Source organism: Bacillus sp. MYb56, from assembly GCF_002976445.1.
Classification (GTDB): Bacteria; Bacillota; Bacilli; order Bacillales; family Bacillaceae_G; genus Bacillus_A; species Bacillus_A mycoides.
On sequence record NZ_PCOH01000020.1, the window covers coordinates 1 to 13,211 of the forward strand.

11 protein-coding genes are annotated in these 13,211 nt (G+C 36.6%); 3 read left to right on the forward strand and 8 right to left on the reverse strand.

The window, feature by feature from the left end:
• From CQ058_RS20920 to CQ058_RS20930, 3 genes are all read right to left on the reverse strand, one after another.
• The coding region (locus CQ058_RS20920; protein ID WP_142396382.1) for a Cna B-type domain-containing protein at positions 1 to 1,752 on the reverse strand (1,752 nt) is incomplete at its 3' end.
• Positions 1,753 to 3,357: 1,605 nt separating this feature from the next.
• Entirely contained in the window at positions 3,358 to 5,028 is a 1,671-nt protein-coding gene (gene argS / locus CQ058_RS20925; RefSeq protein ID WP_002184507.1) for an arginine--tRNA ligase, read from the reverse strand.
• On the reverse strand, positions 5,028 to 5,465 hold the full coding sequence (locus CQ058_RS20930; RefSeq protein WP_002089794.1) for a YwiB family protein: 438 nt from the start codon (positions 5,463 to 5,465) through the stop codon (positions 5,028 to 5,030). The genes argS and CQ058_RS20930 overlap by 1 nt, the downstream gene beginning before the upstream one ends.
• Before the next feature lie 148 nt (positions 5,466 to 5,613).
• Here CQ058_RS20930 and CQ058_RS20935 point away from each other — a divergent pair, with 148 nt between their 5' ends.
• On the forward strand, positions 5,614 to 6,654 hold the full coding sequence (locus tag CQ058_RS20935) for a S66 family peptidase (RefSeq protein WP_105589956.1): 1,041 nt from the start codon (positions 5,614 to 5,616) through the stop codon (positions 6,652 to 6,654).
• A 25-nt stretch (positions 6,655 to 6,679) separates the two neighbouring features.
• On the opposite strand, the gene CQ058_RS20940 is transcribed toward CQ058_RS20935, so the two are convergent.
• Positions 6,680 to 7,042, reverse strand: a complete 363-nt coding sequence (locus CQ058_RS20940) for a YxeA family protein (protein ID WP_002130097.1) — start codon at positions 7,040 to 7,042, stop codon at positions 6,680 to 6,682.
• Positions 7,043 to 7,276: 234 nt separating this feature from the next.
• Between CQ058_RS20940 and CQ058_RS20945 the strand changes: the two genes are divergently transcribed.
• On the forward strand, positions 7,277 to 8,314 hold the full coding sequence (locus tag CQ058_RS20945) for a PTS sugar transporter subunit IIC (RefSeq protein ID WP_002191307.1): 1,038 nt from the start codon (positions 7,277 to 7,279) through the stop codon (positions 8,312 to 8,314).
• 319 nt (positions 8,315 to 8,633) lie between these two features.
• Here CQ058_RS20945 and speB read toward each other — a convergent pair whose 3' ends face one another.
• The 4 genes from speB to CQ058_RS20970 form a co-directional block, all read right to left on the reverse strand.
• Positions 8,634 to 9,506 carry an agmatinase gene (gene speB, locus CQ058_RS20955; protein WP_002016350.1) on the reverse strand — a complete coding sequence of 291 codons (873 nt, stop codon included), beginning with the start codon at positions 9,504 to 9,506 and terminating at the stop codon, positions 8,634 to 8,636.
• Positions 9,507 to 9,724: 218 nt separating this feature from the next.
• On the reverse strand, positions 9,725 to 10,552 hold the full coding sequence (gene speE, locus CQ058_RS20960; protein WP_000424693.1) for a polyamine aminopropyltransferase: 828 nt from the start codon (positions 10,550 to 10,552) through the stop codon (positions 9,725 to 9,727).
• A 186-nt stretch (positions 10,553 to 10,738) separates the two neighbouring features.
• On the reverse strand, positions 10,739 to 11,902 hold the full coding sequence (locus CQ058_RS20965) for an MFS transporter (RefSeq protein WP_002016352.1): 1,164 nt from the start codon (positions 11,900 to 11,902) through the stop codon (positions 10,739 to 10,741).
• Positions 11,903 to 11,907: 5 nt separating this feature from the next.
• Positions 11,908 to 12,315, reverse strand: a complete 408-nt coding sequence (locus CQ058_RS20970; RefSeq protein ID WP_002016353.1) for a MerR family transcriptional regulator — start codon at positions 12,313 to 12,315, stop codon at positions 11,908 to 11,910.
• A 150-nt stretch (positions 12,316 to 12,465) separates the two neighbouring features.
• On the opposite strand from CQ058_RS20970, the gene CQ058_RS20975 reads away from it, so the two are divergent.
• Positions 12,466 to 13,191 (forward strand): glycerophosphodiester phosphodiesterase, encoded by a 726-nt coding sequence (locus CQ058_RS20975; protein WP_002089801.1) that lies wholly within the window; start codon positions 12,466 to 12,468, stop codon positions 13,189 to 13,191.
• Positions 13,192 to 13,211: the final 20 nt, after the last annotated feature.

Sequence of the window (13,211 nt, forward strand, 5' to 3'; positions counted from 1 at the left end):
TACTGTGTACGTGTACGCATTTCCTTGTCCATCATACTTTGGTAGGTCTTTGAAGCTAAAATTCCAGTTGCCTTCTTTATCAGCTTTCACTTCTTGCTTGTTAAACTCTTTACCATTTTGAAGCAATTGAACCGTAATACTTTCTGGGCGTGTGTTGAACTTATTGTTGTAGTCTTCCCAGACTTTCTTACCACTAACTTCTGTTTTGTCCGTATTTTTGTAAGTGTTCGTAATCGTTGTTCCGTCTACTTTTGTTTCATATCCGTTTACTTTTACTTCACTTACTGTGTACGTGTACGCATTTCCTTGTCCATCGTACTTTGGTAGATCTTTAAAGCTGAAATTCCAGTTGCCTTCTTTATCAGCTTTCACTTCTTGCTTGTTAAACTCTTTACCATTTTGAAGCAATTGAACCGTGATGCTTTCTGGGCGTTTACCAAACTTATTGTTGTTGTCATTCCACATCTTCGTTCCTGAAACAGATGTAGCTTTCACTTTATTTGGAATATCCAGTTCGACTCCATTTTCATCATCTGATTTTATTTCAAACTCTACTTTTTTCTGAGGATCGAAATCAATATAGTCTGGAGCTGAAGCCTCTTCTACATAATATTTACCTGGTGATAATTGAGGAGTTTCAACTACCCCTTTTTCATTTGTTTTATATTCGCCCCCAACTTGTTCACCAGACTCTTTATACAACTTAAACGAAACATTCGGAATTACTTTTTCTTTATTTCCTTCAATATGCTTAACAATTTTCAGCTTTCCTTTTGGAACCTTGTTACCAGTAGCACCACCGCCAGCTGTCATATTTTCGACTGGGTGACTACCCGATTCATTAACTGGTTCTTCGTTTAGAACTTGGTAATCAATCGTATAATCATTCTTAAAAAACTCTTGCTTCTTTCCGGCTTCCGTTATAGTAGATGTATAACCAATCGAAAAGGCAGCAAGACCCGCTTTATCCTTATTAAGCACAACTTTAAATGATCTGTCACCAGTAAAGGTAATCGTTCCGTAACCTTGCTGTTCAAACTCTTGTAGCGTTAAATATCGATTACCTAGGTAATTATCTACACTTATATAGAAACTATCCTTATTAAGTGTTTGACCTTCCTGTAAATTATCAGTCACAACAATATCACGACTTAACTCTTCTTTATTTAAATTTATATTCAAGAACCAACGTACTTCATTGTCCTTACCTGAGTTCATATCACCAGTTTTATAAAAAAACGGTGGCTTTCCAGGATCTGTGCCACCGCCACTACTTGGACCGGTAATTGTTACAGACTGCTTATCTACAGTTGTACCGAAATTGGTTTCAATCTCTTTCTTTTGATCCGTTCCTACATTAGTGGCTTCCACGAAAAAGTTTAAATACCCTTGAATATTTTCATATGTGCTCACTTTATCATTAAATGTACATACCACAGTACCTGCAGTGACTTTACAAGTACCATAGTCATCTAATGGAAACTCCCTATCTAATCCTTTTAATTCTGGAGGCAGTGTTAATGTTAGTGTGTCTCCAGGCTTCAGACTAAGTCCATCTTTTTCACTGAAGTTTACAGTGACTTTAGTCCGTTCTGTGGTACTTAGATTTGTTTTACCAATCTGAAAACTATCCACAAGTCCTGCTGTGTTTAGTTCTTGTGCATTTGCTACTATAGGTAGCAAACTCTGACCTATAGTAAACATGAAAATCATTATAATCGAAAAAATCGAAGTAACTCTTTTTAAATACATATTTTATGTTATCCTCCTATAAAATTAAAAATAGATAGATCCTGGTACAAGCATACTATAACAAAGGTTCTACAATTCAATGTCATTAAGCCAATTTACTAAAATATGTTTGACAGCTATTATCATCTTTTTCTCTTTTTCAATCCTTCTATTACTTAGAAACTTGCAGTTTGGCTCTTATATAGATTCGTCTAATTCCCCTGACATTTCATTTCTCGTATATACTGTTTAACAAAAACAGATACAGGACAAATTTTGATAAAGAAATTCAAATTACAAGTACACATGAACGGACCATAGAATAACTTTAAAGTCAGAAGAAGACAGTTCGAAAAGTACTCACGATAAAACTCATAACAGTCTTTCGTCTTATTATGCCGTAGAGTTCTCGAAATTTCTTCATATTCAGCGCAAACGTTTGCCCTATAAATACAGAAAAATTCGTTACCGATAAGTATGGCCTAGCTACTTCACAGTAAATATGCATTTGGTCAACTTCCTTACTTATCCTCCTAAAGAATAACAAGAAGTACCATCTATAATCGAAATTAGCATATCAGCCAAGGAAAGTTCGAACTGTGAAACATACTTGGATACTCGTATTCTAAAAGATGTTATTGAAGATGCGTTTTCTGCCATTATAAGTTGCGGTGAAATTGGCCATATGTTAAAACCTTTTGTGTTTAGTTACACAGCCGACCTACACACCGAAACAAGTAGAACAAGAAGCGTTCCACCGCCAGCATTATATAATTAAAAACGCTCTGGATGAAGTATTGTTTGCCTATGCAAGATGATAGTCATATTCTCCAAATTTGAATACAGTGGACCGAATTTGGGGGTAACTAAAAAAGAGTATGATTGTCAACTGATTTCATGTAAATCGCATAGAAATACAAAATTCAGCCTTTTCATTTTTGGAGTATATAAATGAGTGTCGAGAAAAAACACTTTGCCTAATGGGTTCCATGGCTATGTCGAAGAATTAAAATGAGCTTATATATGATGATAATATCAAAACCGAGAGATTTATATCCTTTCATTATTTTTTATCAAATCATGAAAACTTCAATTGTACTATATGTACTATTTTAAACATATCCCCCTAGTTTCTTGACTAAGCTGGAAGTTTTCAAGATTAATTACTAATTGGTTAGATACTTGGTTAGATGAATTGTTATTTTAGTATTTGGCATAGCTGTAACAATGTTTTTTACAACAATCACACCATTTCCTAGTAACATTCCACCAACTAATAATACATATATGGATTTTTGATAATTTTACCCCCAACAGTCTATTATTCTAGAATCGTTCCTAAAAATCAATAGTTAATTGGTATTTTACTATTTTCACTTCATCACCATAACATATATTTGTCACATGTATTTATATTAGAAAACTGAAATAAAAAAAAGAGACAGCTCTGCCATCTCTTTTTTATTTCAGTTTACCCTCATCAAGACGTACGTGAGGTTCTTCCCCATACGTCTTTTCGTTGATCTTCTTTCTTTGACATCTAATCAGTGTATAGACTGATCAGATGTCTTTATATCAACTTGTATATCACTTCTAAACAAAAATAAGTATCTTTTCTTTTGTCTATTACATTTTTTCTGGTGCAGATACTCCTACGATTGCTAATGCATTTTGAAGTGTAGTGCGTACTGCTTTCATTAATTCGTAACGAGCTTTACTTAATTCTAAGTTATCTTGGTTTAATACTTTTTCTGCATTGTAGAAGCTGTGTAATGCTGCTGCTAATTCAAATGCATAGCTTGTAATGCGGTGTGGCAGACGTTTTTGCGCTGCATCCGCAACTACAGCTGGGAATTCACCAAGTTTTTTCAGTAACTCTACTTCTTTCTCAGAAGTAACAAGTTTGTAATTCACGTCTCCGCCTGTAGCTAATCCTAACTCTTCACCTTGACGAAGGATACTGCATACGCGAGCATGAGCATATTGTGCATAGTATACTGGGTTTTCATTAGATTTTGATACAGCTAAGTCCATATCAAAGTCTAAATGAGAATCACCGCTACGCATTGCGAAGAAGTAACGCATTGCGTCCACGCCTACTTCTTCCATAAGCTCACGAAGTGTAACTGCTTTACCTGTACGCTTACTCATCTTCATTTTTTCACCATTTTGGTACAGTTGTACCATTTGGATGATTTCTACTTCAAGTGTTTCTTTATCGTAACCTAGCGCTTGAATAGCAGCTTTCATACGAGGAATGTAACCGTGGTGGTCAGCACCCCAAATGTTGATTAGCTTATCAAAACCACGCTCTAATTTATCACGGTGGTAAGCGATATCTGGCGTTAAGTATGTGTAAGAACCGTCGTTTTTAATTAATACACGGTTTTTATCGTCACCATAAGTCATTGAACGGAACCAAGTTGCTCCGCCTTCTTCAAAGATTTCATCACGCTCTTTTAATACAGCAAGAGCTTGATCAATTTTTCCGTTTTTGTATAATGATGTTTCTGAGAACCACACATCGAAGTTAACACGGAAGCTTTCTAAGTCTTTTTGAAGTTTTGCTAACTCATATTTTAAACCGTATGAACGATAGAATTCATAACTTTCTTCTGCATCAGCTTTTGCATAACGATCGCCAAACTCTTCAGCTAAGCGTTTACCGATTCCAATGATGTCCGCACCATGGTAACCGTCTTCTGGCATTTCTTTCTCTAAACCTAAAGCTTGCATGTAACGAGCTTCAACAGAAAGAGCTAAGTTATGAATTTGGTTACCAGCATCATTAATGTAGTACTCACGAGATACATCATATCCTGCTTTTGCTAATACGTTACATAAAGTGTCACCTACTGCCGCACCACGTGCATGTCCTAAGTGAAGATCACCTGTTGGATTCGCAGATACGAACTCAATTTGTACTTTTTCACCTTTACCAGTATTCGTTTCACCGTATGCTTCACCAGCGTTGACGATTGTTGGGATTAAGTCTGTTAAGTAGCTATTATCCATGTAGAAGTTAATGAAACCAGGACCAGCGATTTCAATTTTTTCAATAGAAGCTTTTGCTTTATCGAAGTTTGCAACTAAGTCTTCTGCAATCATACGAGGTGCTTTTTTCGCAACGCGTGCAAGTTGCATTGCCATATTTGTAGAGAAGTCACCATTTGTTTTATCTTTTGGAGATTCTAATACAACGTTTGGAATTTGTTCTTCTGTCGCTAGTTCTGCCTTTAATACAGCAGCTTGAATTTCTTCTTTAATCAATCCTTTTACTTGTTCTAAAGAATTCATTATTTTGCCTCCTTCAAATTAAGTGTAATTGTATATCTGCCAGCTTCTTGTTCACTTAGAAGCAATGCGTACGTTAAGAAGAGTTGTCCTTTTTTCTTTTCATCCGACCATTTAAAAAGAACGTTATCAGTTTTCGTTTGCAATGCAAACGTACCAAGTTCACTCGTATACGTACCAGTTGTCCATTCACCTTTCACATGCGTCTGACGCATAGAAATAGCACCTGAACGCATAATGAGAACTTGTTCATCTTGAATTTTAATAATTGTTTTCACTTCGCCTTGTTCGTTCGGCTCTTGGAATGTTATATATGTACCTTGACCTTTTACATAGTATTGACCATTTGCTTCAAAAGCAACGGTTTCCTTCCTCGCCCCTTCACGGATTTCTGTTACGAAATGAACGTGTACCGGCAAGCCTGCAAGTTGTTTCTTCACGTCTTGCACACCCTTCAAATGTTATAGATATTAAATACTACTTATAATAAATCACTTTTCCTATCATATCAAAAAAAGACTCTGTCTGTCTGCTGAAAAATCAGGAAAACTCCTTTTCAAAAAATAATTCACCTTCACTTTATTTCATATGTTAAAATATTTTTTAAATCTAAATATTCTTTCATTTAAAGGGGTGAATTTGGTGCTACCAACAAAATTAAAAAAAGGTGATGAAATAAGGGTTATTTCACCATCTTGTAGTTCAAGTATTGTCTCAAATGAAAACAGAGACCTTGCTATAAAAAGATTAAGCGACATAGGCTTTCAAGTTACATTCTCAAAATATGCTGATGAGATAGATCGATTCGCTTCCTCTTCTATTTCTTCACGAGTTCAAGACCTCCACGAAGCATTTAGAGATCCTAATGTAAAAGCCATTTTGACGACACTTGGCGGATACAACTCTAATGGTTTATTGAAACATCTCGATTATGATTTAATTCGAGAAAATCCGAAAATTTTCTGCGGTTATTCTGATATTACCGCTTTAAGTAACGCGATTTATGCTAAAACAGGCTTAGTTACATATTCAGGTCCTCACTTCTCTTCATTTGGAATGGAGAAAGGGCTCGATTATACGACCGATTACTTTTTAAAGTGCTTAACTTCTCATGAACCTATTGAAATACTACCAGCTGAAACTTGGAGCGATGACTCTTGGTATATGGATCAAGAAAATCGAGAATTTATTAAAAATGAAGGATATGTTTCAATTCAAGAAGGGGAAGCGATGGGAGATATTATTGGTGGCAATATGAGCACATTTAATTTACTGCAAGGTACACCATATATGCCAAGCTTACAGGGCAAAATTTTATTTCTTGAAGAGGATAGTTTAACAGGAAAATCTACCCTAAAAACTTTTGATCGATATTTACATTCTCTTATGCATCAACCTGACTTTGAACATGTAAAAGGCATTGTTATAGGACGAATGCAAAAAGGAGCAGAATGTACGATAGAAGACATTCAAGAAATGATTGCTTCAAAGCCTGAACTTACACATATACCTATCATTGCAAATACAAGTTTCGGACATACAACTCCTATTTTTACTTTCCCAATTGGCGGAAGGGCAAAAATCATTTCTAATAAAGAAAGTTCAGCTATCACCATTTTAACGCACTAAAAAAGGAGCGAACGATTCGCTCCTTTTATGGTTTTTCTATTTTTTGCAACGCTTTTTGCGGGATTGATTCTTTCGAGATTTCAGCCCATCCTTTTCCCTGCATACCTTTTGCATAAATTTTTATAAAAGCACCCGTATGCAATTCACGGTTCACCATTCTTTTAATAACTTGTAGCTTTCCATCTTCTGTATACCCTTTAAATGTATACAAATATTCATCGTCTTTTTTCTCACTTTTATCTATAACAGCATAATAATCTTGTATTTCTTTATTTGAAAAGAAGTTGTCTACAAAAGCATGCACACCTTCTGTTTTCGTGTTTAAATAATATGCTGTTCCACCTAAAATAATGGCGAACACAGCTAAAACTTTAATTACCAATTTCATAAATGCGCCTCCTGTTTGCACTTCTTTCTCACTAGCCGTATGTCTATACCTGTATTATACGAAAAAAGGCATACTATACTCTATCGAAATGCCTTACACTTTCCTTACATTATTGTAAGAGTTTTTCACCTTACAGCAATTTCCCAATAAAAATTTTTTCCGTTTAACAAACTTTTATATTATTATTGAATGATACAAATTTTTATTACAAAAATCAAAGGAGACAATTTTCAAATGGCTATCTTGCAAGGTTTAGCACTATTACTTGTTGTACTTTGTCTATTTACACTTTTCAGTTACCGTGCGCCTTACGGAATGAAAGCAATGGGCGCTTTAGCTAATGCAGCAATCGCAAGTTTTCTTATTGAAGCATTTCACCGTTATATTGGTGGAGAAATGTTTCATAATGACTTTTTACAATCAGTAGGAGTAGCTTCTGGTAGCATGAGCGGTGTCGCAGCGGCAATTTTAGTCGCATTAGCAATCGGTGTCTCACCCGTATACGCTGTTTTAATCGGTATAGCTACTAGTGGATTCGGTATTTTACCAGGATTTTTCGCTGGATACGTTTGTGCTTTCGTCGTGAAATTTCTCGAAAAGAAATTACCAGCTGGTGTAGAATTTTTAGCAATTCTATGTATTGCCGCACCAATTTCACGTGGAATGGCCATGCTTATGGATCCACTCGTTAACGCAACACTCGGTAAAATCGGTTCTATGATTTCAGTTGCGACTACAGAAAGTCCTATCATTATGGGTATTATGCTTGGTGGATTAATAACAGTTATTTCTACATCTCCATTAAGTTCTATGGCACTAACTGCAATGCTTGGATTAACTGGTTTACCAATGGCAATTGGTAGTCTTGCCGTAGCAGCTTCTGCCCCAATGAACTTCATTTTCTTTAAACGACTAAAAATCTGTTCAAAGAAAGATACAATCGCCGTGGCAATCGAGCCGTTAACACAGGCCGATGTTGTCTCAGCAAATCCAATTCCTATCTATATGACAAACTTTGTTGGCGGTGCGCTTGCCGGTATTATTACGTCGCTATTCCAGCTCGTTAATAATGCACCAGGGACAGCATCACCAATTCCAGGACTTCTCGTACTGTTCGGATTTAATGATGTAATAAAAGTAACGATTGCTGCCGTATTATGTGGAATCGTTACCACTATTATTGGATACGTCGGTTCCATTGTGTTCCGCAAATATCCAATCCGTTCTGCTGATGAAATTCGCGGAATTACTTCGGAAGAGAAAGTTGCGTAAAGAAAGGGAGCTATTCTCATCGTTTGAGAATAGCTCTTTTTTATGTCGCATGACGGTAAGTGAAATTATATTGAACACAACTCCGCATATATCGACGTTTCGACAAAGGATATCGACTTAACTACTAAATAAGACAATAATAACCTACCTATTAATAAAAGAAGCCGGCTCAAAACACTTTTTGAGTCGGCTTCACTTTTACTTTATCCAGCTACAGCGGCTAGAATGATCGGTGGCTTCGCTTCTTCCTTCGAGGCAAAAAACGCCTCTACGTCTGAAGCTCCATCCCCCTCACATTCTGAGCGAGCTGCCTACGCTTTTATTTAACCCAACCGAGCAGCATTTCCCGCACGAATTTGCTTGCTGCGATTGGTGTTTGATCACTATGATCGTAGACTGGAGCTACTTCTACTAAGTCTGCTCCGACTACTTTTATATTTGAATTTGCAATTGCTACGATGGACTCTAATAGTTCTTTAGATGTGATACCTCCAGCTTCTAATGTTCCTGTTCCAGGAGCGTGAGCTGGGTCTAATACGTCGATGTCAATTGTGACATAGACTGGGCGTCCTGCAAGTTTCGGTAATACTTCCTTTAACGGTTCTAATACGTCAAATTTATATAAGTTCATACCTACTTCTTTTGCCCATTCGAATTCTTCCTTCATTCCAGAACGAATACCGAAAGAATATACGTTTTCCGGACCAATTAAATCGCACACTTTACGAATTGGTGTAGAGTGGGATAAAGGCTCTCCCTCATATGACTCACGTAAGTCAGTATGAGCATCCATATGGATGATTGCTAAATCCGGATATTTTTTTGCCATTGCCTTAAAAATTGGCCAAGACACTAAGTGCTCTCCGCCGAGACCTAGTGGAAACTTACCGGCATCTAATAGTTTTGTTACATATTCTTCAATCATGTCTATGCTGCGCTGTGGATTCCCAAATGGTAATGGGATATCACCCGCATCAAAATATTTTACCTCTTCTAGTTCACGATCTAAATACGGACTATATTCTTCAAGACCGATTGATACTTCACGAATACGTGCAGGGCCAAAGCGAGATCCTGGACGGAAACTTACTGTCCAATCCATAGGCATCCCGTAAATAACTGCCTCTGACTCTTCAAAACTTGGATGACTTTTAATAAATACTTTACCTGAATAAGCTTCATCAAAACGCATATTCTTTTCCTCCTTATGTGGAACTTAAGGTATCCCAACCTTTCACTATTTCTCAAATTTGGAGCGCATTGCTCCTCTTTCTCGATTTACCTGGGCCTTCTTGTTATCACAAGAAGACTACTTCATTTGTAGCAGTGTAAGTAACTAGCATGTTCAAGCCTTCTAGACAAACACCTTAAATGAGTTACTTACACTTTATTTATTTCAATTTAACGCTCTTACTTAATTAAATCGCCAACAAATTTCGGTAATGCGAATGCTGCATTGTGTAATTCTTTTGTGTAATATTTCGTTTCGATTTCATGGAAACGCTCTTCACTTACTTCTAATGGATCATGTTTTTTAGATCCGATTGTGAACGTCCAAAGTCCACTTGGATACGTCGGAATGTTTGCTGTGTATAGACGAGTAATTGGGAAAATCTCTTTTACGTCTTTAAACACAGTTGTAATTAGTTCTGGTGTAAACCAAGGGTTGTCCGTTTGAGCAACGAAAATACCATCTTCTTTTAACGCTTTAGAAATTCCAGCGTAGAAGCCTTTTGTAAATAGGTTTACTGCTGGGCCTACTGGCTCAGTAGAATCTACCATAATTACGTCATATTCATTTTCGCTTTCTGCGATGTGTAGGAAACCGTCTCCTACTTTTACTTCTACACGCTCATCATCTAATGCGCCTGCAATTGATGGTAAGTATTGTTTAGAGTACTCAATTACTTTTCCATCAATTTCAACAAGAGTTGCTTTCTTTACGCTTGGGTGTTTTAATACTTCACGAATAACACCACCATCGCCACCACCTACTACTAATACGTTTTCAGGGTTTGGATGTGTAAATAAAGGTACGTGCGCTACCATTTCATGATAAACGAACTCGTCCTTTTCTGTTGTCATAACCATGCCATCTAAAATAAGCATGTTTCCGAACTCTTCCGTTTCAACCATATCAAGTTTTTGGAATTCTGTTTGCTCCGTATGTAATGTGCGGTTAATACGCGCCGTAATTCCAAAATGCTTTGTTTGCTTTTCAGTGAACCATAGTTCCATCGTACAATCACGCCTTTCAATGCAAATTTATAATAGGGACATCATTAATGTCCCCTAACAAAAATAAAACAAAACATCCAAAAAGTATAGTTAAAAGTACAAAAATACCGAAAATATATTTTAGTCAGAGGGTTCTAACATATATGTGAAAAGGGATTGCTCTATAATAGGAAAGAAAACCCTTTCTTAAGAAAGGGTTTTTGTCTCTATTTCTACCGGTTTACGAATCGGAATTAAGATCATTACGCAACCAACTAACACAACAATTCCACCGACTAAAAACGGACTTTGTGGTGAAACTGTATGACCGATGACTCCTGATAAAATTGGAGCAATCGCGCCTCCTAACCAACGAACGAAGTTATAAACACCTGATGTAACAGATCTTTCATAAGGTGAAATATCCATTACATAACTTGTAAATAACGCGTTATTTAAGCCTGATGCTAATCCTGATAGAACGATTAACACGATTTGTAACCACATAATTTTAACGAAGAATAGTGCAATTAAGAAAATCGCAAATACGAGTAAACTACCTTTTAACAATGTTTTTGGTTCATATTTACCTTCTAGCTTATGCGCTAAAATTGCTGATCCGTAAGCTAATGCTAATCCCCATCCGCAAAATACAAATCCTAATTGAATAGCAGATAAATGCATAATAAGTGGTGAATATGCTAACACGACGAAAAATCCGTAGTAGTATAACATTCCCGAAATAGCACCTTGCATAAACGGTTTATACTTCACCAGGTTAAGTAATTCTCCTACGCCTGCCGCTTTACGCTTCACTTTTCGCTCCGGTTCTTTTACAAAAAAGAAAACTAAAATAAATGCTAAAGAAATTAAAATACTCGTCGCAAAAAATGGGTAACGCCAAGAATGTCCACCTAATATACCACCTAACAATGGGCCACCTGCCATCCCTAAACCGATAGCTGCTTCATATAATCCTACCGCTTCATGAACTTCTTTACTTAATGCAATTAATAATGTCATCGCCGTTGCGAAGAACATCGCATTTCCTAATCCCCACCCCGCGCGGAAAAGAGATAATTGAGCAATCGTTTGCGATATACCACATATAAATGCAAATACAGTTACAATCGCAAGACCGATCGTCATCATTCGTTTATCACCAAATCTTGATGCAAATATTCCAGCTGGTAACATCATAATTGCCATCGTTAAAATATATGCTGTAAATAACATCTCGACTTGCCAATGCGAAGCACCAATTTGTTCAGCAATACTTGGTAAAATTGGGTCGACTACTCCTATACCTGAAAAGGCAAGGAAGGTAGCCACCACTGTAATCAATCTCCCTAATTTTTGTTTGCTCTCCATTTTGATTACTCTCCTTTTGTATTCTCTAAAAATGTAACTGCACGGCTTAAACTATCCTCTAGCTCTGCCTTAACACGCTGCATTTGCTCCATTTTTTCGTCTAACGTTTGCACTTGTTTTTCAAGCATCTCTTTAATTTCTTGAATCACTTCACGGTCACGCGGATTCTCACTATTTCTTCTTTGTTCCATTCTTTCTTTTAACGATAAGAAATGTTGCATTTCTTGAAGCGTAATTCCTAGTACTTCTTTCGCTTCCACAATCCTTTTAATTCTCGCAATGTCCTCGTCTGTATACAGGCGAATGTTCCCTTCACTGCGTTCTGGGGGATGAATTAAACCAATTTCCTCATAATAACGAAGTGTACGCTTTGTTAAACCAACTTGCTTTGTTACTTCATCAATTTTATACATGTGTATTCCTCCCTTCACTGATTATTACATTTTACGTTAACGTTAACTTTTGTGCAACTGTTATACTTTTGTAAATGTTTGTCATATGAATTGTATTTTTCTCAAAGCAGTTTCATAATGAAAGAAAAGAGATGATAAGGAGATTTCCACATGAATAAACCACTTATTTTCGCTCATCGCGGGGTAAAAGGAACACACCCAGAAAATACGATGATTGCCTTCCAAGAGGCTGAACGCATTGGGGCTCACGGAATTGAACTTGATGTTCATCTATCAAAAGATGGTGAACTAGTTGTTATTCATGATGAAACGGTGGACCGCACAACAAATGGCGTGGGACTTGTTTCTGAGAAAACTGTAGAGGAATTACAAGCTTTAGATGCTGGTAGCCATAAAGATCCTTCTTTCCATGAGGCGAAAATCCCAACATTACGAGAAGTATTTATTTGGCTCTCTACAACAAATTTACAACTTAACATTGAATTAAAAACAGATGTTCTTCATTATCCAAATATTGAAGAAAAAGTTGTTGCTCTTGTTCGTGAATATCATCTATCCAATCAAATTGCATTTTCATCATTTAACCACGATTCCGTTTCATTATTAGCAGAAATTGCTCCAGAAATTCCAAGAGCGATTTTGTACGATACACCACTTGCAGATCCTATTGCTGAAGCAAAAAGGCGCGAGGCGACTGGATTACATCCAAACTTTCAATTATTAACGAAAGAGTTTGTCCAATTAGCACAGGGGCAAGGATACGTTTTTCGTCCTTACACCATTAATGAATATAAAGATTTACAAACTATGATTGACTATGGTGTAGATGTCATCATTACCGATTGGCCAGCACGTGCCTTTGAGCTCCTTTCTTAATTGAAGGGGCTTTTTTGTTT